Origin of the sequence: Shewanella psychrophila, from assembly GCF_002005305.1 — a bacterium.
GTDB classification, from domain to species: Bacteria; Pseudomonadota; Gammaproteobacteria; order Enterobacterales; family Shewanellaceae; genus Shewanella; species Shewanella psychrophila.
This window is the reverse complement of record NZ_CP014782.1, coordinates 4,231,626-4,254,445: the sequence shown is the minus strand read 5'-3', so window position 1 is coordinate 4,254,445 and position 22,820 is coordinate 4,231,626. Positions and strand designations below refer to the sequence as shown.

General features: G+C 41.7%; 13 protein-coding genes. 11 read left to right on the top strand and 2 right to left on the bottom strand.

The annotated features are described in order from the left end of the window. Window positions 1–8: 8 nt before the first annotated feature. Entirely contained in the window at window positions 9–1,196 is a 1,188-nt protein-coding gene (locus tag sps_RS18290; protein WP_077753812.1) for a DegT/DnrJ/EryC1/StrS family aminotransferase, read from the top strand. A gap of 53 nt (window positions 1,197–1,249) precedes the next feature. Here the strand turns inward: sps_RS18290 and sps_RS18285 are convergent, their stop codons facing one another. Then, a complete protein-coding gene (locus tag sps_RS18285) occupies window positions 1,250–2,626 on the bottom strand; it encodes a tail fiber domain-containing protein (protein ID WP_077753811.1) in 1,377 nt (458 codons plus the stop codon). A gap of 44 nt (window positions 2,627–2,670) precedes the next feature. Continuing rightward, window positions 2,671–3,180: a hypothetical protein gene (locus tag sps_RS18280; RefSeq protein ID WP_077753810.1), complete on the bottom strand. Its 510-nt coding sequence runs from the start codon at window positions 3,178–3,180 to the stop codon at window positions 2,671–2,673. A gap of 374 nt (window positions 3,181–3,554) precedes the next feature. Between sps_RS18280 and sps_RS18275 the strand changes: the two genes are divergently transcribed. From sps_RS18275 to cysN, 10 genes are all read left to right on the top strand, one after another. After that, window positions 3,555–4,292, top strand: coding sequence for a DUF7933 domain-containing protein (locus tag sps_RS18275; RefSeq protein ID WP_077753809.1), 738 nt, complete (start codon window positions 3,555–3,557; stop codon window positions 4,290–4,292). Between the two features lie 22 nt (window positions 4,293–4,314). Further along, window positions 4,315–4,884 carry a DUF7933 domain-containing protein gene (locus sps_RS18270; RefSeq protein WP_077753808.1) on the top strand — a complete coding sequence of 190 codons (570 nt, stop codon included), beginning with the start codon at window positions 4,315–4,317 and terminating at the stop codon, window positions 4,882–4,884. Between the two features lie 35 nt (window positions 4,885–4,919). Further along, on the top strand, window positions 4,920–6,062 hold the full coding sequence (locus tag sps_RS18265) for an IS4 family transposase (RefSeq protein ID WP_077751384.1): 1,143 nt from the start codon (window positions 4,920–4,922) through the stop codon (window positions 6,060–6,062). Window positions 6,063–6,064: 2 nt separating this feature from the next. After that, window positions 6,065–10,414 (top strand): Ig-like domain-containing protein, encoded by a 4,350-nt coding sequence (locus tag sps_RS18260; protein ID WP_077753807.1) that lies wholly within the window; start codon window positions 6,065–6,067, stop codon window positions 10,412–10,414. A gap of 430 nt (window positions 10,415–10,844) precedes the next feature. Then, window positions 10,845–14,063: a CRTAC1 family protein gene (locus tag sps_RS18255; RefSeq protein WP_077753806.1), complete on the top strand. Its 3,219-nt coding sequence runs from the start codon at window positions 10,845–10,847 to the stop codon at window positions 14,061–14,063. A 655-nt stretch (window positions 14,064–14,718) separates the two neighbouring features. Then, complete coding sequence (locus sps_RS18245; protein WP_169915822.1) at window positions 14,719–17,136, top strand: thioredoxin domain-containing protein; 2,418 nt, start codon at window positions 14,719–14,721, stop codon at window positions 17,134–17,136. 243 nt (window positions 17,137–17,379) lie between these two features. Next, window positions 17,380–19,317: a polysaccharide biosynthesis protein gene (locus tag sps_RS18240; protein WP_077753804.1), complete on the top strand. Its 1,938-nt coding sequence runs from the start codon at window positions 17,380–17,382 to the stop codon at window positions 19,315–19,317. Window positions 19,318–19,801: 484 nt separating this feature from the next. After that, the gene (gene cysD / locus sps_RS18235; RefSeq protein ID WP_077753803.1) at window positions 19,802–20,707 is read left to right on the top strand and encodes a sulfate adenylyltransferase subunit CysD; all 906 of its coding nucleotides are present in this window, start codon (window positions 19,802–19,804) and stop codon (window positions 20,705–20,707) included. Window positions 20,708–20,893: 186 nt separating this feature from the next. Beyond that, window positions 20,894–21,241 carry a four helix bundle protein gene (locus tag sps_RS18230; RefSeq protein ID WP_077753802.1) on the top strand — a complete coding sequence of 116 codons (348 nt, stop codon included), beginning with the start codon at window positions 20,894–20,896 and terminating at the stop codon, window positions 21,239–21,241. A 76-nt stretch (window positions 21,242–21,317) separates the two neighbouring features. Beyond that, window positions 21,318–22,751, top strand: a complete 1,434-nt coding sequence (cysN, locus tag sps_RS18225; protein WP_077753801.1) for a sulfate adenylyltransferase subunit CysN — start codon at window positions 21,318–21,320, stop codon at window positions 22,749–22,751. Window positions 22,752–22,820: the final 69 nt, after the last annotated feature.

Genomic DNA, 22,820 nt, shown 5'->3' with positions numbered 1-22,820 from the left:
TATTTTTTGTGTTAAATACTAAGTTCTCACCTTGGCCCTCATATACTGAAGAAGAGGTTAAGGCTGTAAGTGAAGTTCTGTACTCAAATAAAGTTAATTATTGGACAGGAAATATATGTCGCGAATTTGAAAAAGAGTTCGCTGCGTGGGCAGATAGTAAATTTGCTATTACACTAGCCAACGGTACAGTAGCTTTAGATTTAGCTTTAAAAGCACTTGATATTGGGGAGGGAGATGAAGTTATTACAACCCCAAGGACCTTTCTCGCTACGGCTTCTTCTATTGTAACTACTGGTGCAGTACCTATTTTCGCTGATGTCGATTTGAATAGTCAAAATATCGAAGCTTCCTCGATAGAGTCCGTATTAACGCCAAATACTAAAGCTATTATAGTTGTTCATTTGGCTGGTATGCCTGCAGAAATGGAGCAAATAATGGAGTTGTCTCGCAAGCATGGCTTTTATGTCATTGAAGATTGCGCTCAGGCACATGGTGCTCGATATAAAGGTAGAAGCGTTGGTAGTATTGGACATATTGGTGCTTGGTCATTTTGTCAGGACAAAATAATGACTACTGGTGGCGAAGGCGGGATGGTAACCACAAATAGCAAAGTGCTTTGGGAAAAAATGTGGTCTTATAAAGACCACGGGAAAAACTTTGATAAGATTTATAATTCCAAATCAGATCATAAACCAGGGTTTCGCTGGTTACATGACTCATTTGGAACAAACTGGCGAATGACTGAGATTCAAGCTTGTATTGGGTTAGTGCAGTTGAAGCGTATGAAAGAGTGGACATTGTTACGAAATCGAAACGCTAATATTATTGCTGCTGCACTAGAGGATTTACCTGCTATTCGAAGCGTGGTGGTTCCTCAATATGTTCAACATGCCTATTACAAGCAATATATGTTTATTAATACTGACAAACTCAAGGTTAGTTGGAATAGAGATAAGATTATTCATAAGTGTACTGAATTAGGAGTACCTATATTTCAAGGTAGTTGCTCTGAAGTATACCTCGAAAAAGCATTCGAAGGGAAAAATTGGTTACCACAAAATCTGTTAAAAAATGCTGTTGCTTTAGGAGAAACAAGTCTAATGTTTTTAGTACATCCAACTTTGACTGAGTCCGAAATGAAAGTCATCTCAAAAATAGTTAGGAATGTAATAGTTGAATCTTCGATAACCTCTTGAGAAAGCTAGTGTCTCTAAATGTCGCTACTTGCTGAGTTTAGAGACACTATTTATTACTTCCCTAACATTTCTAGTTTATTATTTAATATATCAATTTTTTCATTCTGGTTTTGTACAACTCTAGTTAGGACTGCAATGATATCCATTGACGCTAGGCTTTTTCTATCATTTGTTGCTACCAGCTCAGGAACATCTTCTGATATAAATCCTGCATATGTTTCCGAAGGCTCTGCTTTATAAATGTACGTAACAGGCTTAAGCTGCTTCAAAGCAGTGACTGCTGCGTCAATAGATATGCTTGTAATTTTATCTTTTAGTTCACGACTTGAAGCGTTTGTCCAAACACCACCTATCGTCAAGTGAGCTCCTGTCGAAGTATCTATAGCATGTGTTGTATTATTGTTTAAGCTTGAAGGGCTATCACCAAAGTAAACGCTACCATTTTGATGAACTGTGAATACTTCACTTGAGGCGCCATTAGAAATAGCAAACCTATCATCGGTTGCACTTCTTCCTGCATCTGAACTATTTCTAGAACTTAATAGCCATTTTCGGACAGTATTTTCTCCTAAGAAAGCAATAGAACTATTACGAGAATCTAATTGAGTAGTCATTCCAAACATGGTGCTATCATTTGCTTCCCCTTTTATGTCTAGATTTGCCTGAACCCCATAGTAAAGTGCTGCAGAACCATTACCTATGCCCAGGTCTCCAGCGTCAGATAAAGACAATATTGTTCTGTTATTTCCTTGGTTTTTGACATCAAACCTCCCTACCGGAGAGGTTGTTCCAATTCCCACATCACCATCAGCAGCTATTGATAATGCACTAGATGGCGCTCCTGGAAATATTCTAAATGGCAGTGTCGAACCATTGGTTGCGTCACGTATAAAAAAGTTAGCTTCGTTACCAGCTACATCCCAGGTTTGTGGGGTGAAGCCGGAGCTGCCATCCTGTTCTAGCCTTAGGGTAGGGGTGTTACCTGATTTTATATGTACGTCTACTACTGGGGTATTTGTCCCTAAACCCAATCGCCCACCATCATCGACGTACAGTGAATGACTTGGCGCACCTGCCTCGAGTGTAAATGGTGTTCTGCCGCCATCTATATCATCAATAGAGAATTTGTTTGCACCGCCATTAGCACTGTCATTGGCGGTTATCTGCCAATCATTAGATGGAAAGCTTGAAGTTGAACTCGTATCAATAAACTTGATACGTAAGTTATTTTCTTTTAGGCGTAGAGTATCGAAACCAAATGACTCACCATTTACACAGTCCATGCCTACACAATTACTGCCATCGACGATCAGATCATCGAGTATTACTTGGTCTGCGTGGACCGATGTAGCCATTACCATTGATATAGCTAAGCTAAGTGGCAGTACTCTTAAAGTTGTTTTCATACTAATACTCATATTTTTATTCATTGTTATTACCCTTGCTATTTCAAGTTTAGTAAGGAATAGCCAAGTTACTTGGCTAACTGCTCGTCCACGATTTCAAAATTATTCTTATCAACTATTTGCTCAAGCATCTGGTCCGCTTTTGTTTCCTGCCCCTGCTCCCCTTCGTAATCTGCTTCCTGAACAAACTCACTGTCTCTGACATTGAAGTATCCAGACTTGGTCTCAACTTTTCCCAAGTTTCGGGTTGCTCCCTGCCTACCAGTCTTACGGTCATTAACTATTTCAACCTCACCCCATTGGCTATATTCAACTTGATAGCTGTAATTGCCGTCTTTGACTATGCCAAGTTGCTCTATATCAAGTTCACTATTGTTAGCGTCTACTCTTATCTGTTTTTCAAAACCGTTAGGGCCTGTGATTGTCACAATGGCTTCATCAAATTTATTTTCAGTGCTTAAAGCGCTCACTTCTAATTGAGAACCACTCGCAACTATCTGTTTGGCATTGATTGAGAAACTCAATGAACTAGAAATACAAAGGACTATTAGAAGCGGTTTTTTATATGCAATCATCATTTTCTCACCTGCATATTGAAATAATGAGTTAATTTTAACCTAATGATAACAATAGGCAGTGAAAATGTGTAGGTAAGCGTCAAAGGTTTGACCAGATGTTTATTTTGAACTAATTACTGTTTGTATTTTTATTGATAAAAACATAAGTTTATTTATCCTTGGGTGGGTATATCTGATTGATATTTATCGTTATTTATTATTTTCTCGTTAATGCTGCTTAGTTTTGGATAAAATTTAGTTGACCATATTAAAACTTCAAGAAGGGGCTAACAATAATTTGTTCAAGTGTTATCATTATGTGTATAGTTATTTTGTAATTATATTTAACTACGTTCATTTGTTGCGCTAATAAGAGATATATAAAAGGAATTACAATGAAAAACACCTCCAAGCAGAAGAAGTGTCTTTTAAATGCTGTTTATTTGGTTTTTTATATTTCACTGTTGTTGATCGCAAAGGTTAGCCATGCGGCTGGTACAGATCTGACTTTATCTGGGGCGTTTAGTACTCCTACTATTGCATCAGGTCATTTGAGTACTTTAACTTATACCTTAACTAATACGTCTGCGAGTTCAGCAACAGATATTGCTTTTACTGCAACATTGCCGGCAAATCATTTAATTGCAGAGCAAGTGGGCGATCTCACGACTTGTCTGGATGGCAGTTATAGCGCAGTTGCCGGTGCATCTTTATTTTCAGCGAGTAATTACCGTCTCGCAGCCGGAGCAAGCTGTATTTTACAGTTTAACGTAACTGCAACCGCAACTGGCGCAACTCTCACCTCCGGTTTGAACTCAAGCTTAGGAGCCGGAACTAATATATCAACCACATTAACCGTCGACGCCACTCTTTTTACTCTCGGCGTATCTCTGGCTTCTCCGGTTATATCTGTGGGTGCTGTTAACACTATAAACTATGCTTTTACTAATACTGGCAGCACTATAATGTCAGGCACAGCGGCTATTAATTTACCCAGTAGAATAGTTATTGCGCCCATTGCCAATTTTAGCAGCGATTGTGGTGGTGTTTCGCTTGCTGAACCAGCAGGTGCTAATTCAATTTCTCTCTGGTATAACGCTTGCTTCAGAAGCTGCTTGTACTGCCTCTATTGATATTGTCTCTAATACAGCTGGCATGATTGATTTGATTTGGGGAAATATCAGTTTTTTTGTAAACCCTTCACTAGTGTATTCCGGAAAAGTAGGTGCTTCTTTCGAGGTACAGCGTGAATTTTTGAATGTTAATTTCAACCCTCTCACTGCAGTACCAGGTTCGAGTACAGGCACCTTAGATTTCACCATCACCAACTTCGACCGAAATTTTTCTGCTACAGATATAACCTTTTCAGATAATCTCAATGCAGCGCTTGCGGGACTTGTTGCAACGGGGCTGCCTTTAAATGATATTTGTGGTTCGGGTTCGAGCATCTCGGGAAACGGTAGTATTACTTTGACTGGTGGCACACTCGCTACGGAAGCGAGTTGTAGTTTCTCTGTGCCAGTTACGATTCCTAGTAATGCGCCACAAGGTGCTTATACCAATACGGCAACTAGCATCTCAGCGACCTTGGACAGTAGCACTACAAATTATACTGACGTGAGTAACTCTCTGGTGGTTTCAAATGCTCCGAGTCTCACTGTTAGTGTTGTTGAGCTTAAGCATCCCCTCATAATAACCAGAGGCAGCAAGGCTTCCAGAGTATAATAAGCCAAATCACTCTATGTTCTAAAATTTATAACATGATAAATAAAGCCCTTATTCATAATCACATCGATGAACTCTTTGGCCATGACATGCATGCTAAAAGGGTCACCTCACTTGCTAATGCCGCTCACGGAGTGATTGAAAAGGGGTCACTCGCTATTCATGCCATTGGCGCTGGCTTAGCCCAAGCCAATAAACTTAAGCGTAAGTCTGCTATTAAACAAGTAGACCGATTACTCAGTAATACAAAGTTAAACGTCTGGCAATTACTGGACTCCTGGGGGCCTTATATTATCGGTGCACGCAAAGAGATAGTGGTCTCTCTCGATTGGACTGAATTTGATTCAGACGACCATTCAACCATCGTACTGAGTATGCAAACAACCCATGGACGTAACACGCCACTGCTATGGAAAACCCATCGTAAACATGCTTTAAAAGGTAATAGAAACAACCATGAAGATGAGTTGTTGGTTAAGTTAAGGTCGATCGTTGCAGAGGATGTTAAAGTGACAATTGTTGCTGATAGAGGCTTTAGTGATACGGCACTATTTAACTTCATTGAACATGAGCTGGGTTTTGACTTCATCATTAGAATTAAGGCTAATATCAAAGTCACCGATGCGGTAGGAGAGCTGTTTCCAGTAAAGGACTGGCTATTACCCAGCGGCATAACAAGAACCCTTAAGGACGTTCAAATAACGGGTAATAAGCAAGCAGTCGCTCGGGTCATTTGCACCAAGAAAAAAGGCATGAAAGAAGCTTGGTATTTAGCATCAAGTCGACGTGACCTAGTGAGTAGCAAGATGTTGACTTTATATGGGAAACGTTGGGGGATAGAGACGACTTTTCGTGACATTAAAGACTATCGTTTTGGCATGGGGATGAGTGCCACCTACACGCGTTCCCCGGTACGTAGAGACCGGTTGTTTTTGCTAAGCGCCTTGGCGATAGGCTTGCTGACGCTACTAGGAAAAGCGGGCGAGGATGCTGACTTGGAAAAGACAATAAAGGCAAATACCAGTAAAACTCGCTCATACTCTCTGTTTCGCCAAGGTTGTATTTACTATGAACTGTTACCCACGATGCGAGAAGAGTGGGCAGAACCTCTAATGGATAATTTTTATCGTTACCTTAAAAACCAGCCTATTTACCGTTCAATTTTCGGGATTATTTAAAATTGAAAAATGAGGGGATCTCTAAGGTTGTTGAGCCTTTCCTTACCGCAGGAGGTACGGTCACTTTACGTCATGTGTTAACGAACCTAGATACCGTTAATGCTGCAAGTGATATTTCATTTAGTCTAAATGTAAGTTCAATCGGTGGAATATCAGTCGATACGCTACCAGTGACGGGTGACTGTGGCGTAGGCTCACTCTTTAATCCTGTTGTCGACTCAGAGAATCCACCAACAATTACGGATGTTTCAGTATCCAGCGCGGGTCTTGCCGCCGGTGACAGCTGTACATTTGATGTGTTGCTGTCTCTGCCAACGAGTTTGGCTGCAGGAAATTACAATGTGTCAGTTGGCACAATATTGTCGACTATAAATTCGCAGTTAATCTCGAGTGGGTCTCCGTCTGCAAGCGAAAGCGTGATTATTGATACAGCACCTTCATTGAGCTTCTCGTTTGTCGACACCACGGTTCTACCTGGCAGCGCGGGAGTGATCAACTTCTCGCTTCAGCATGATTTTGCATCTTCGGATTCTGCCACTGCTATTGGTTTTACATTAGACCTAGACGCAGTAATGACAGGTATGGTGGCAACAGGTTTACCTAGTGGGGATATCTGTGGTTCGGGTTCTAGTATCAGTGGAACAGGCATGCTCACGTTTACAGGAGGCACTCTTGCTGCGGCCGATACTTGTGACTTCTCAGTTTCGGTACAACTGCCGGCAGATACCGTGGGTGATGTTACCTTTACAAGTTCGGTTATCAGTGCGCAAGTAAATGGTAATAACGTCAGTAACAGTGTAAACAGCACTGATTTGAGTGTCAGTGGCTTGAGCTTTACTAAAAGCTTTAATATTGGTTCAGTTGATGTTGAATCAATCAGAGTGGGTGCCAGTGGTGCAGATGTCGACCTGACTTACCTGATAACTAACGTAGCGGGAGCTGGTGACGCTACAGCTATACAATTTTCTGAAGATTTTTCAAAGCTTAATGTCGGTGCAAGCGTGACTTCAGTTGCTCAGTCTAATTTTTGTGGTGCTTCAAGTTCTGCCACTGGTACGACTATGCTAATGGTGTCAGGCGTTGAAGTGAGTGCGGGCTCTCAATGTGCTTTAACCGTAACAGTCAACTTCCCGGCAGGAACTTTAGCTAATTCATATACCACAGCCTCAAGTACCTTAATGGCAACCATAGGTGGGGTTATGTTTATCAGCCCCGCAATAGATAGCATCAGTGTTAACGAGATCACAGTTGCTTCAAGCGTTGATGTCACCAGTCCTACATCGAATACCTCAGTCAATATGACTATCAATTTTTCAGATGATGTGACTGATTTTATTCAATCGGATATCACAGCTATCAACGGCACGTTATCCGGTTTTAGTGGTTCTGGAAGCAACTATAGTGTGGTTGTCACTCCTATTGCCGATGGGGTGGTAACTTTATCAATTGCAGCGGGCGTTGCAATTGATGCTCTCGATGCGACAGTGACTAATACGGCTGCTGTTGACGTCGAGTTTGAATACCAAACGACGCCATTAGTGCCAACTCCTAGCTTAGTTATCAGTGCTCCTTCATCATCATTAGCCGGTACAGGGCCAGTAACTTATACCATAAGTTATTTCGATGCAGAGCAGGTTAACCTCGATACACAGGCTATCACACTTAATTCAACTGATACGGCGCAGGGTGAAATTGTGGTGACAAATGGTGACACAACAACAGCCATTGTCACAATTCAAAATATTTCGGGGCAAGGAAAATTAGGTATAACTATTGCTGAAGGCACCGCTCGATTTAGCACTAACTTAGCGCCGTCGGCCGGGCCTAGTAGCACATTTGTCGTCGATGCGATTAAACCCAATGTGGTTTTATCCGGGCCAAATGGCGGACAAACTGGATCTTTTGCTGTCGATATTGTATTTGATGAAAATGTCACAGGTTTTACTGTCGATGATATAAGTGTCGTGAATGCAAGTTTGGCTGATTTTCAGGTGATTAACTCTGCTAGCTACTCGGTGCAAGTCGAGGCTTCAGGCGAAGTCGATGTTTCGGTTTCAGTGGCTGCAGGTGCTGCGACCGACACCGCAGGTAACGGCAATACTGTGTCTAATACGTTAAGTTATGCTTTCGATGATGTGCTGCCAACTGTGGTTATTTCTGGGCCAGTCAATGAAACAGCGGCTCCTTTTACTGCCACATTTACTTTTAGTGAAGATGTTACAGGTTTTGCCTTAGAAGACATTCAATATACCAACGCTACACTTTCTGAATTCTCGGCTCAAAATACGACTAGTTATAGCGTATTGGTGACGCCAATTGAACAAGCCCTTGTGACACTGACGCTCGCTGCTGATGTGGCGAATGATTTACTCGGCAATGGAAATGTCGGCTCCACCTACTCAGTTACTTATAATCTTAACTACTCTCCAAGCATAAATACTAATATCTATTTCTCTCCTGCTCCCGCGACTCAAAGTCAGGAAGTGAACTTGGTCGTAGGGATCACTAACTTAGGCCTTGCAGATGCCAATGATGTTAGCTTTGAGATAGTTATCGCAGACGTACTTACTATCGTGAGTTTGCCGGAGTTTTGCCAAGAGGGAGACACGTCAATCGAGTGTGTGCTCGGTGATAAACTCGATGTTAATGCAAGTCATGAATCTATCTTTACTTTCTCAGTTAATTCCATTGAGTCAGGTTTCGCGGATGCTAATCTGACTCTTACAGCGAGTAATATCTCTGGGCCAGTTAACGATAGCGCTAACCTTTTACTTGCAAATATATTGTCGCAAGTTCCTGGTGTGCTCTTGTCTGCCACTCCTACAGAAGTGGGTGTAACCGCAGATGTTGACGGTGATGGCTTTGTGGATATGTTAGCCTTTGACGCATCGGCTATGACCATTACTATCTACACTAATGATGGTGCGGGTTCCCTCACGCTAAAGTCCAACCTAGATATGCTTCAAGATGTTAAAGCTATATTGCTTGCAGATGTTAATGGGGACGATGTCATCGACATCATCACTGCCGGAGGAGCATCGGCTAATAGCATGGCTTATTTACTTAATAGTGAGCTAGGTATCGAGTCATCCATTGTGCTTGATGCAGTAAAGGCTGACTTTATTTTGGCTACAGACTTTGGTCAAGATGACACTATAGAGCTTGTTCTTGCTGGTATTTCGCAAGTCAACATTGCTATTTATTCAGGTCTCGGGACTAGTGAGTTTAATGTCGAGTTAGTCAATGCATTTGAGCTGGCATCGCTCAATGGCAGTTCTGCTATACAGGGAGAAAAAAATGCTAAAGTAAGTGATAACTCACAAGCGCCAGCCGCTGCCCCAGTTCTAGCTGATACCGGGATAACGGCCATAACACTTATTGAGACAGATACAGATGTTAGCCTTGTAGTAGCAGGAAATTCGAGCCTCCCTGTGCTCGTTAGTCAGGAAGAGGGAACTTGGATGTCAACTCCAGTCATTAGTCTCTCTCAAGCTGTAGAAAAATTCATTACTACTGACATAGATAACGATGGCTTGAAGGATGCTTTTATTTATAGTGATTCGACTTGGCAACTGATAAAAAGCGTCTTTGAACTTGATTATGAAGTTAGCAATGTCAAGTTTCCTAACGCGCTCGATATTCTTGTAGCAGACGTCAATGATGATGGAGTCAGCGAGATTTTCTTTGTTACTCCGCAAGGGGTTAGTATTTGGCATTATTACGGATTGAATGATATTCGTGTTGATGAAGCCGTTATTGTATCTAACTCCCTTAAGGGCATTGCGTTACTCGATTTAGATAACGATGGTGACTTAGATATAGTGACATTCGATAGCCAAAATGGGGTGTCACTTTGGTACTTAAGCTTGGATGGTGGCTTTGGTTTACAAGAAACGGATGTGTCTATTTTTGCTGATGGCCCCAACTTCCCTCAGGTTGATGTGGCTTCGCCCGTCATGTTCAGCATCGGTAACCTTTCAGGAGCTATAGCTACAGAAGTCAGTGTATCAATCAGTGTCGGAACTCGTTTTGAACTTTCTAATATACCAGGTAATTGTGTTGGCCAAGATGGTGAGTATGTTTGTAACTTGGGTGAGATAGCTGGTGGAACTCGTAAAAAAATTGAGTTGTGGATCACACCTAAGTCTGTTGGCGAGTTTTCGATTATTGCGACCGTTGAGCGACTTGAATCCGATACCAATGAACATAATGACACGGTTAAGCTTACTTTAGATGTTCAGGGGAAGAATGATAGTGAAAGCAGTAGCGGTAGTATGCAGGCTTGGGCTATTTTCTGTTTGCTAACGATGCTTGCATATAGAAGAGTTTATCCTTGTAGGAGGGCGCTTTAGCCCCAAGGCTTAGGATATATCTTTTGGGCATGTTGATTATTCCTCCCTGCTAAAGCCTGTCCTACATAGGTTTACATATTGTAGGAGGGCGCTTTAGCCCCGAGGCTTGGGATATGTCTCTTGTCCATTTGATAGCTTCCTCCCGGCTAAAGCTGGTCCTACATAGGTTTGCATATTGTAGGAGGGCGCTTTAGCCCCGAGGCTTGAGATATGTCTCTTGTCCATTTGATAGTTTCCTCCCGGCTAAAGCCGGTCTTACATAGTCTTGCATGTTGTAGGAGGGCGCTTTAGTTCCGAGGTTGTAGACTTGTTGGTATGCATGTTGTTTTTTTGATATCTTGAAGTTGATAAATATTTAATAAAAATATGTCGGCCACTCCTGCTGTTTATCGTTGTTTAAGGAGAAGGTAACGACAAAAGGGAGTTGTATATGCGCAGTATAAGCAATGGAATTCATTCTAGTTTGGGCTTTAGTCATAATCCAGTACGAAAACTTGCCGTCAGTATCAAAGCTGTGTTGTTAGGCGTAGTGCTAATATCATCTGGTATGGCAACAAATGCTTATGCCATTGATCAAGTTGATATCAGTCAGTTAGATGATGGTATATTAAAACTGATGGGGAAATTAGAGTCGGTTAAAGACCCTAAATGCCACGCTACAGCAACTCGTCTCGAAGGCCTTATTTATGGCACTCCCCTATCTACAAACGCCAGATATGCTAAAACTGAACTGCAAAAAAGGCTTGTACGTGCTATCTGGCAAAAAGCTGCGAGTCTTCATCTCGATGCCAGTCAACTCTCACTCTCTCAAGTCAATGAAGCAAGTGAACTTCTATTTCAAACCGAGCTAAAACAACTAAAACAAGGTCTTCCTGATGTTAACCAGTCTTACTGGTCTGTAAGTACTAATGGCGTCACTACAGAAATTAACAGTCGTGATCAACAGCATTATGGTTCGATTGCTTATACATTGAGAGCCATGTTAGCCGTGCAGCAAGATGTGTTGCTTGATTTTGACATCGAACTTCCTGAACTCAGTGATGATGCGGCCAAAGCTATCACTGAAAAAGTGGATCTAGTCACCTTGTCACTGTTAAAACGAGCAGATTCTCTTGCTAGAGAAGTGGATAGTTATGAAGTTTCGGCGAAGATGATTACCCAAAGTTGGGGTGTTATTTTCCCGTCTTTGGAGTCGTCAGAAAATGTAGGGACTGCAAATAGTTCATCATCTAAAGCGGCTAAATCAGGCTTATTACTGCCCTTGATAGAGCAGAAAATTGCGGCCTTCGAGCAATATAATGAGGTCAATCAAACCCTTTTCGCACGTAATCTTCAAGTGTATTTTGCGAAACTCGCTTTACCTAAAGACCCAGCTAAAAAGGCTGCATTCAAACAATATTTCACAGAAGCAATGATTGCATTCTCTGGCACGCTTTATCTCGATGCTCAGGCTCGAGTCAGTAATGGCTCAACAATTAAAGAATCTGATGTCGCAGCGTCGGTGCAAAGTTTGCTTCCCCATAGCATTAATGAATATGAAGATGTGATTTTTTATCCTAATTACCCGAAGGATAAGCAAGTCATCATAGAATCTTACGATATGGACTCATTCAGAGATTCAGGCCTACATTGGTTATATTTTAAAGAGGCACTGTTAGATGCCAAATCGCTAGTCAAAATTGAAGCTGATCCTTTTGCTGCTGAGCTTCTCAGTGAAGCGATCGCTCACTATGGTGTTCTGCTGCTTAGAAATGCGGGCATTGAAGGTAAACGGTTAAAGCAAGAGATGCTTAGCTCTGAGCTTGTGGCGCTGAGCTATGAAAAAATCATGTCTGACTTACAAAAATACCATAACTATCAGCCTCAGAAGCTTGCAAAAACAGGCATTATCTCTGCCGGTGGTAATGGTGGCGATACGCCTCAGACTCGTTATTTTATTAATGTGACAGACAAGCAAGGTTTTAAAGCCGAACATCGCTCATCAGATTGGTTAAGCCGTCAGCTACGAAGCTATCTGAGTAAGAGTTCTGAAACGGGCATAATCACTATTCCTCCAGCATTTGGTGGCGGTGGTGTTGCAGCTGAGGACATAAACAATGATGGATTAACCGATATCCTTATTCTGAGTGGCCTTGGTAACAAGCTCTTCTTGAATAAAGGAGGCCACTTCGAAGATATTACGGTTTCGGCTGGTTTGGATAATGACAGTAAGAGAAAAGGCTCAGAAGACACAGCGGGTGAGCCTCGCCAGCCTTTAATAGCCGATTTTGATAACGACGGCGACCAAGACATAGTGATCACTTATGTCGATGAAGCTCACCGGGTATATCGTAATGATGGAGAGGCAAAGTTTACCGAAGTTACTGCAATAGCTTCACTAGGTGGTGCGGGCCTTGTTGGCGGTCCTGCAACGACGTTCGATGTGAACAACGATGGTTTACTCGATATTTACATCGAATACTTCGGTAATTACCTCAAGGGCGAGTTGCCAACTCTAAAACGTCGTAATGACAATGGTGGCGTTAATGTACTATTTATCAATAAAGGTGGTTTCAAATTTGAACAGGCAAAAGATGCCCTAGGTGCCAACAACTCTGGGTGGGGCCAAGCGGTAACCCATACCGACTTGAATATGGATGGTTGGCAAGACCTCATCGTAGGTAATGACTTTGGGGTAAATGCTTATTACATCAATCAACAAGGCAAGGGTTTTGTTGATTATGCTGCCAAGCTAGGCACAGATAAGCCGTCATATACCATGAACTTGAGTTTAAGCGACCTTAACCGTGACGGTATCGCGGATATCTATGTGTCGAATATTGTGACCATGAATAAAGATCAGAAATATGTCACGCCAAGCGAGGATACCAGCGCCGAGTTTAATCCAGATAAATTAGCGAATATGCGAGTCGTCGAAGGCAATGACCTGTTTCTGTCTACTTTTGCCGATAACGGCGTCATCAAATATCAGCACAGTGACTTGGTTGGCCGAGGTTTTTCGTCAACAGGTTGGGCATGGGATGCTGACTTTTTAGATGTAGATAATGACGGGGATGATGATCTCTACGTGCTCAATGGCATGAATGATTATTATGTCTACTCCACTGAAAATCCTTATTACAACGACCCTATGACAGGCGAAAGCTTAGCGGTTAATTTTCCGGATGCAGCTAAAGCCAGTAATGTGTTTTTCCTCAACAGCAGTGGAAAACTATCGAATGTTTCAGCGTTAAGTGGCTTGGACATGATTGCTAATTCGCGATCGGCCTCCTACCTGGATTTTGATAATGATGGTGACTTAGATGTCGTAGTGAATAACTATCATGACACGGCGCAGTTATTCGAGAATCAGGCGCAGAAGCTCAATAATAACTGGATCAAAATAACCTTGCAGGGATCATCCAAACATGGCGTTAATCTGGATGGCATCGGGGCACAAATTATTGTGGGCTATGAAAATGATGGTTACTCATGGCGTCAAGTAAGTGGTAGTCAGGGCTATATGTCGGTACACCCCAAGCAGCAACATATAGGTTTAGGAAAAGCGACTTCGGCAAACCTTATGGTGATTTGGCCTAATGGCATCAGGCAGAGTATTAGCAATGTGAAAGCCAATCAAAGTTATACGGTTCGCTATCCGAAGAGGTAGGTTAGGAGTTGTTTCGGGTTAAAGATAGTGCTGAGAAAGTCTCGATAGCGTAGTTTCGAGTACAAGACAGAGCTAAGAAAGTTACGAGTCTCGAGTAAAAGATTAAAAAATAGAAAATCATTGTTGTCATTTAAATTTTTGGTTCTATATCATGCGTAGCTCGTAGCTCGTAGCTCGTAGCTCGTAGCTCGTAGCTCGTAGCTCGTAGCTCGTAGCTCGTAGCTCGTAGCTCGTAGCTCGTAGCTCGTAGCTCGTAGCTCGTAGCTCGTAGCTCGTAGCTCGTAGCTCGTAGCTCGTAGCTCGTAGCTCGTAGCTCGTAGCTCGTAGCTCGTAGCTCGTAGCTCGTAGCTCGTAGCTCGTAGCTCGTAGCTCGTAGCTCGTAGCTCGTAGCTTTTTTAAGATGTCATCCTGAACTTGTTTCAGGATCCAGCTTTTGATTTGTTAACAGAATGGATTCCGGCCTTCGCCGGAATGACTGGTTATGAAGACATAATCTAAATGTGTGGCTGAGCTATTAGGCTGTTTATAGTTGACCGCAGATTCAAGAACACACATGCTTTTCGAAACTCACAATAAGTAATCAAGAGACCCTCTGATGCATACTAGGCTCCTCCTTTTATCATTCATATTCTTTATTAGCACGAGCCAAGCTAGTTTGCAGCCTGCGAGCGCAAATAATGCAGGGTCTTTCAATGATGAATTACTTGCCGTCTTTAAGGCGCGTAAGCCCTGGCTCGTTAATCGCAAAATTGTTAGTTCACATATATTTACGCCTAAGTATATTAATAACTTAATCAATTCTGATTCTCCCTATCTGCTCAGTCACTCTCTACAGCCCGTTGACTGGATTGAGTGGCAGCCTAGTTTTGAGTCTGATTTTAAAAGCGGTGACAAACTTGTCTTTGTCTCTATTGGCTATTCTACTTGCCACTGGTGCCATGTGATGGCAGAAGAGAGTTTTGCTAATACTGACATCGCAGATATTCTTAATCAGTCTTATATCAGTATTAAAGTCGATAGAGAGCAGTGGCCGCTGGTGGATGAGCGTTTTAAATCCGCTTTGGAATTATTGAAAGGTGAGGCTGGCTGGCCTCTCAATGTGATATTGACGCCAGAAGGGAAGATAGTTTGGATTGACTCTTATCTTAATAAAGATAAGTTTACTAAGGTGATCCAAGGACTTGCTAAGCGATGGCAGAAGCAACCAAAAGCTATATTTAGTCTGGCGAGTAGAATAGAGGCCACAGTAAATCCTGATCCACTTCCTACTTCTAATCCAGAGACAAATCCGCTTTCAAAAAGCGACTGGCGAAAATTATTACCTAAGCAACATCAGTCGGTTTATCAGGCTTTACTCAATGAACAACGTCCCGGCGAACCGCGATTTTTTCGAGAAATCTGGCAACTTGGCTTACTCGATGAGTATTTGAGAACAGGTAATGAAGCTTATTTAAAAGCAGTAGAAAATCAGCTATCAGAGATCTTGTTAAGCCCGGTATTTGATGCAATTGATGGTAGTTTTCATCGCTATACCGTGGACAGTGAGTGGAAGACCCCTCACTTTGAGAAGATGCTCTATACCCAAGCGAATATGATAACTCTGTTAGCAAAAGCTTACGGTATTACAGGTAAGCAGCATTACCGTATCGCAATGGAGCAAACCATTGATTGGGTTGAGCTGTGGCTGAAGAATGATTCAGGTTATTCTTCGGCAGTATCGGCTATCTCAGAAGGACAAGAGGGTAAGTATTATCACTTTAGCGAAACTCCGTTAGACTCAGGCACAGTCAATGTAGCTGGATTTAAAGTTGTAAATAGGTTCACCCATGATATCCAAAATGAAAATGTTCAGAATTACTTAATATCACTTGATTCATTAGATTCCGATTGGCGTGAATTGACCAGTTATCAGGAGTTAAAAAAATATCGTAAGCAAAAAGTAAAACCAGAACTTGATGAGAAAGTCATTGTCAGTTGGAACAGCCGTTATGCGATTGCGCTACTTGATGCTTTTGAGGTAACAGATAAAGCAGAATATCTGGAAAATAGCATCAGCTTGCTTGAGTCACTTTGGCAAGCTGCAAAACTTGATGGAGAACTATATCGAATAGTATTCCTAGGGCGAGCATCTATTCCGCCACAGATGGAAGATTATGCTTTGTTTGCAAAAGCTCAGTTTAGGCTGGCTTTCTATCAGCCTTGGCAGACCGAAAAAGATGATGAGAGTAAGCGTAAGTTTTATGCTCAGAGTGATGGCAATCGTGTCGTTGAGAGTGTAGGTGAGAGCATAGACGAGAGTGAGACATCTATTATGACGACTAGCGCTTTACACGATAGTTCAGCAGCCACTAGGGGAAATTGGTTACTAGAACAAATGATGATTCATTTTGATGAAAATGGTGAGCATGATGGTAAAAGTCTATATGCAAAGATCACTAATTTGAACACTGATGGAGAGCAATCTTCAGTCTATACATCGGTATATGAAGCATTAGCCTTAGGGGAACTATATTCACAGAGTCCAGTTTATAAAAAATTAATCGGTAGGTTCACTAAAAACCATAGTCACCTTCCTATTGAAATGTTTAAACATTATAGCTTCGTCAGTAGTGTGGCCGACAGTCTGAGCCCTGCAAGGTTAAATCATGCTATTTTCGCCAAAGGACATGGACGGATAAAAGCATTCTATAGTGAACCTAATTTAAATAGTAAACCGAACGAAGTGAGTCATGGTGGTGTTATTAAAGTCACTTTTACTATGGAAAATGGATGGCATGTTAATGCTAATTCTGTTTCAAAGAGTCGGTTTATTCCCACAACGGTTAAGTTAGATCGAGATGTTGCAGATTCACAAACTGATACAGATATTCGATATCCAGAACCTAGAATTCGAAAACTTGGTTTTAGTGATAGTAAGCTTGCACTTTATGAAGGCAGATTTGAAATCTTTCTAGAAGGAGGAGTAATCCAAGAGGGGGAGCTGCAGAAAGAGCTCAAGTCTATTGATATTAGAATCCAAGCTTGCTCAGATCAACTTTGTCTGTTGCCAGAAACCATAAAACTGAATTTGTAATTTTCTCAAAATGAATGTTTGGCTTAATTGATTAAAAGTACAGATAAAGTCAAAGCTCATGTTATGTAGCTATGATGTGACTATTGTGTTGGGTGCTGGTTGTTCTGTGTCGAAACTTGCTTGGAATGTTCTCTAAACTGAAGTGAACTTAATATTTTATGCTATTATTCTTCATTGATGTCCTATTAGATCAAAATTTGAGTTGTATTTGATATGTTGAGCCTTTTTAGTTCGGAGCGGGAAATGGATTTTTTGCAAGTTATTTTTTCTTTAGATCGTACCTATAAACGCCTCGTTAGCGTTGCTATTGATACTGTGTGCTTAGCTTTTTCATTTTGGCTAGCGGTCATGGTGCGTACAGATACTGTTGACTCTCTTACTAATACAGACTATTGGTTTTTGATCGCACTTGCTTGCCCTATTAGCATTTTAGCTTTTGTGAAATTGGGATTATATCGAGCTGTCTTGAGGTACCTGAGTCTTCAAGCCTTAACTGCAATACTTATTGGGGTTGTTATTTCAACTATCAGTTTGGTGTTTATCTCCTATTTTGCAAATCTCGATCTTCCAAGAACTGTTCCTATTATCTATGCAGCATTTTCTCTAGTGTTGATAGGGGGCTCAAGAGGAGCCATTCGCTCCATTGTTGGTTCAGGCATGAAGCGAGAAGGTGAGCCTGTCATTATTTATGGTGCGGGTGTAAGCGGCCGCCAATTGGTTACAGCTCTTGTACAAAGTCATGAGTATTATCCATTCGCCTTTGTCGATGATGACAAATCAACTCATGGGAGTGTTATTCAGGGTGTTCATGTTCATTCTCCTTCGATAATGAGAAAGCTGATTAAGCAGAAACAAGCGACTAAAGTTCTTTTAGCTATTCCTAGTGCTTCACGTTTACGTAGACAAGAAATACTTTTGTCGTTAGAACCGCTAGCGGTTCAAGTGTTAACGCTTCCAGCTATGGCAGACCTAGTCAGTGGTAATAAACTCTATAGTGATATAAAAGAAGTTGAGATTGATGACCTTCTTGGTCGTGATGCTGTAGCACCTAGACAAGACCTACTTTCTGACAATATTTTCGACAAAATTGTTATGGTGACAGGGGCTGGTGGTTCTATTGGATCCGAGCTATGTCGTCAAATTCTAAAACAAAAACCTAAGAAACTTGTTTTATTCGAGTTATCTGAGTTTGGTCTCTATTCAATCGAAAAAGAACTCTCAACTACAGCTTTAGAAGGTGGGTTAGATGTTGAGATCTTACCCATGCTTGGCTCTGTGCAACGTGAGAATCGTGTTCTCGCAGTTATGGAGTCTTTTAAAGTTCAGACTGTTTACCATGCAGCAGCTTACAAACACGTGCCGTTAGTTGAGCATAATGTTGTCGAGGGAGTACGCAACAATGTATTTGGCACCATGTATACCGCTAGAGCTGCAATTGCGGCTAAAGTAGAGACATTTGTGCTGATTTCAACAGATAAGGCTGTGAGGCCCACAAACGTTATGGGGACAACTAAGCGACTGGCTGAGCTGTCTTTGCAGGCGCTAGCTAAAGAGAATCACTCTACACGCTTCTGTATGGTACGTTTTGGTAATGTGTTAGGTTCATCTGGTTCTGTTGTTCCTTTGTTTAGAAAGCAGATAGCTGCTGGTGGCCCCGTCACTGTTACACATCCTGAAATTACTCGTTTCTTTATGACTATCCCTGAAGCATCTCAGTTAGTGATACAAGCTGGTGCAATGGGAAAAGGTGGGGACGTGTTTGTTCTCGATATGGGCGAATCGGTTAAAATTATTGACTTGGCAACTAAGATGATTCGACTAAGTGGTTTTGAAGTTAGAGATACTATTAACCCCGCTGGTGATATAGAGATTGACTTTACTGGCCTAAGGCCAGGTGAAAAGCTCTACGAAGAGTTATTGATTGGTGATGATGTAACTGGCACAGATCATGAGAGAATCATGACTGCAAATGAAGCTTATCTTTCTTGGGAAGAGTTAGAGCTAATTCTAAGTAAACTTGATATGGCATGTCATGAATTTAATCATGAATTAATCAGAGATATCTTACTCAAAGCCCCAACAGGTTTCAATCCAACAGATGGAATTTGTGATCTTGTTTGGAAGGTGAAGAATGAAGTAATCGTTGAGAAAAACAACAAAGTGGTTTCTCTAGTATCCTAAATTTTTTTAGCTATAACTTGTAAGTTAAAAAATTAAAGCCCGTTTCTATTTATTTAGAATGGGCTTTTTAGTTTATTGCAGTTATGTAGAAGGGTCTTTAGGCTCGAGGCTTTGGTGTTGTTCTCTCGCGGTTGAAACCGCTCCTACAAATTCTGACGGGTTTACACATTAAACCGTTTCCGCTTATTTAGCTAAGTGTCGTCATAGCTTTTCCTGATTTAGCCGCCGTCTTTGCTTTCAATACCTTGTTTGTTTCTGCTGCGAAGTGTCATCTTTGCTTTAAAACTTCTTTACTAGTCCTGCTATTAATTGAAATCGTTTCTGCACTTCATATTTCATTTTGATATAGATAAATCCTGTTTATAACTTCTAATTCTTTTCTGTGCTGTTATTATCTTCTTAAGTTAAATTTTTCTGGTTACCGGCACATTAAATTGATAGTGGTTGTTAACTAGGTTTGATTAGGGTTTACGCGGAAGCCGATATGTCTATACATCTAACTCATCTTAAACAGCTTGAAGCTGAATCGATTCAAATTATGCGTGAAGTGGCCGCTGAATTTGATAACCCTGTGATGCTCTACTCTGTCGGTAAGGACTCATCTGTATTACTGCATCTGGCTCGTAAGGCGTTTTATCCTGGGAAGATTCCATTTCCTTTGATGCATGTCGACACGAACTGGAAGTTCAAGGAGATGATTGAGTTTAGGGACAAGATGGCAAAGAAGCATGGCTTCGAGCTGATTGTCCACAAGAACCCTAGAGGTATCGAGATGGGTGTTGGCCCGTTCACCCATGGTAGTGCTAAGCATACTGACATCATGAAAACCGAAGGCCTCAAGCAGGCACTGGACATGCATGGATTCGATGCCGCTTTCGGTGGTGCTCGCCGTGACGAGGAAAAATCTCGTGCTAAAGAGCGTGTCTATTCTTTCCGTGATAGTAAGCATCGATGGGATCCTAAGAATCAGCGACCTGAGCTGTGGAATATCTATAACGGTAAAGTTGATAAGGGCGAGAGTATTCGTGTTTTTCCATTATCGAATTGGACTGAGCTCGATATTTGGCAATATATCTATCTAGAAGGTATTGAAATCCCATCGCTTTACCTTGCTAAGCCTCGCCCTGTAGTTGAACGTGATGGCACGTTAATCATGGTCGATGATGAGCGTATGCCCATTGAAGAAGGCGATGTGGTTCAAGAGAAGATGGTTAGATTCAGAACTTTAGGTTGCTATCCACTTACAGGTGCAGTCGAGTCTGAAGCCACCACCTTACCTGAGATCATTCAAGAGATGCTGCTATGCACTACCTCAGAGCGTCAGGGGCGAGTGATAGACAATGATTCTTCTGGGTCTATGGAAAAGAAGAAGATGGAAGGGTATTTCTAGCCGAAGGCCAGACAGCTACGAGTTAAAGCAACAGCAAAGAAAGTATCGAGCTTCGATAAGCAGCTCCGAGCTAAAGATAGAGCTAAGAGAGCTGCGAGTAACAGGTTAAAAAGAAATATGAACCGTTGTTGATTTTTAAATTTTAGGCTCTTTATCAACCGTAGCTAGTAAGGCAAGGAGGCCTAGATGAAATATGAACAACTTGAAGTTTGGCAACGAAGTTTTTCTCTGAGCGTTCGGATATATAGATTGTTTTCTGAATCTCGTGACTTCGGTTTTAAAGATCAAATATGTCGTTCAGGTTTATCGGTACCAAGTAATATTGCAGAAGGTATGGAAAGGGAGTCTGACAGAGAAAAAGCCAGGTTCTTAAGTATCGCTAAAGGTTCTATTGGTGAACTCAAGACTCAAATCATGATCGCAGAAGAAATTCAGTATATTTCCAGTAATGAATCTTCCGTATTAGCCAGTGAATGTGAACAAATTAGCAAAATGCTTGGGAGTTTCATTAAAACTCTCAGAAAAAAATATTGAACATTGATTCAACAGTGAGCAAGCTTTTCGAAGCTCGAAGCTCGAAGCTCGAAGCTCATAGATAAGGAACACAGAGATGACCACAAGTTCGAATTTGATTGCTTCAGATATTGAAGAGTATCTAAAAGTCCATGAAAACAAAGATATGTTGCGAGTGCTAACTTGTGGCAGTGTCGATGATGGCAAGTCTACTTTGATCGGACGCCTGTTGTTCGATAGTAAGATGATCTTCGAAGATCAGATGGCGGCTATTGAGAAAGATTCAAAGCGTTTTAATACTACTGATGAGTCATTTGACTTAGCGCTTTTAGTTGATGGACTGCAGTCTGAGCGAGAGCAAGGTATTACCATTGATGTGGCTTATCGTTATTTCACTACTGAACAGCGCAAGTTTATCATTGCCGATACACCGGGTCATGAGCAGTATACACGCAATATGGCTACAGGAGCTTCAACCTGTGATTTAGCGATTATATTGATCGATGCCCGCCATGGAGTCCAAGTTCAAACTCGTCGCCACAGCTTTATCTGCTCTCAATTAGGTATTAAGCACGTCATCATTGCCATCAATAAGATGGATGCGGTGGATTACGATCAAGCCGTTTACCAGAAAATTAAGAAAGAGTACCGTGAATTTGCTAAAGATTTGTCGTTCTCTGATGTTAGGTTTGTGCCTATCTCGGCGTTGAAGGGCGATAACGTAGTAAACGAAAGCGCGAATATGAGCTGGTATCCAGGGTCTACCTTACTCAAGTTGCTCAATACCGTTTCTGTTGAGCAAGATAAGAGTGATTCTCTGCGTTTTCAGGTTCAATATGTTAATCGACCTAATCTGGACTTTCGTGGTTTTTGCGGAACACTAGCTTCGGGCGAAGTCCGAGTTGGCGATACCGTAGTGGCCTTACCATCGAATAAAGAGACCCGTATAAAGTCAATCGTGACCTTTGATGGTGAGTTGGAGAAAGCTTCCGCTGGTGAAGCGGTTACCTTGACTCTGGAAGATGAGATAGATGTGAGCCGTGGTGATATGTTAGTCCGCCCCCACGATAAGCCTTTTTCACTGAGTAACTTCGAAGCTGACGTGGTTTGGATGACTGAAGAGCCTCTGTGTGTTGACCGTGAGTATGCCATTAAAGTCGGCAGTAAATCTGTTTACGGCTATGCCGATGCTATTAATTATCGAGTCGATGTCAATACCCTCGAGAAGCAAGCGGCAGGGCAATTGGAACTCAATGAGATCGGTAATTGTAATTTTGCAGTGACAGCACCAATTCAATTCGATGCCTACGGTATTAACCGAGCGACCGGCGCTTTTATAATCATAGATCGCCTGACAAACGTAACAGTGGGCGCTGGTATGATCCGTAACCCTACCGAGGCACTTTCTTCCAAGAGTGATTCGTCTAATCAGTTGGCGAAGCATAGTTATTCAGAATTTGAATTAGAGATGAATGCCTTGGTCCGTAAGCATTTCCCACATTGGGGCGCTAAGGATATTACTAAAGGCTAATGGCTTAGTTTTAAGCTCTAAGTTAATGACAGAGCTGAGAAAGTTGTAAGTTGTTATGTAGACCATGAC

Coding starts and splice junctions, on each gene's coding strand:
- cysN (WP_077753801.1), top strand. CDS start 21,318: ATGACCACAAGTTCGAATTTGATTGCTTCAGATATTGAAGAGTATCTA.
- cysD (WP_077753803.1), top strand. CDS start 19,802: ATGTCTATACATCTAACTCATCTTAAACAGCTTGAAGCTGAATCGATT.
- sps_RS18230 (WP_077753802.1), top strand. CDS start 20,894: ATGAAATATGAACAACTTGAAGTTTGGCAACGAAGTTTTTCTCTGAGC.
- sps_RS18275 (WP_077753809.1), top strand. CDS start 3,555: ATGAAAAACACCTCCAAGCAGAAGAAGTGTCTTTTAAATGCTGTTTAT.
- sps_RS18240 (WP_077753804.1), top strand. CDS start 17,380: ATGGATTTTTTGCAAGTTATTTTTTCTTTAGATCGTACCTATAAACGC.
- sps_RS18280 (WP_077753810.1), bottom strand. CDS start 3,180: ATGATGATTGCATATAAAAAACCGCTTCTAATAGTCCTTTGTATTTCT.
- sps_RS18255 (WP_077753806.1), top strand. CDS start 10,845: ATGCGCAGTATAAGCAATGGAATTCATTCTAGTTTGGGCTTTAGTCAT.
- sps_RS18265 (WP_077751384.1), top strand. CDS start 4,920: ATGATAAATAAAGCCCTTATTCATAATCACATCGATGAACTCTTTGGC.
- sps_RS18285 (WP_077753811.1), bottom strand. CDS start 2,626: ATGAATAAAAATATGAGTATTAGTATGAAAACAACTTTAAGAGTACTG.
- sps_RS18270 (WP_077753808.1), top strand. CDS start 4,315: ATGATTGATTTGATTTGGGGAAATATCAGTTTTTTTGTAAACCCTTCA.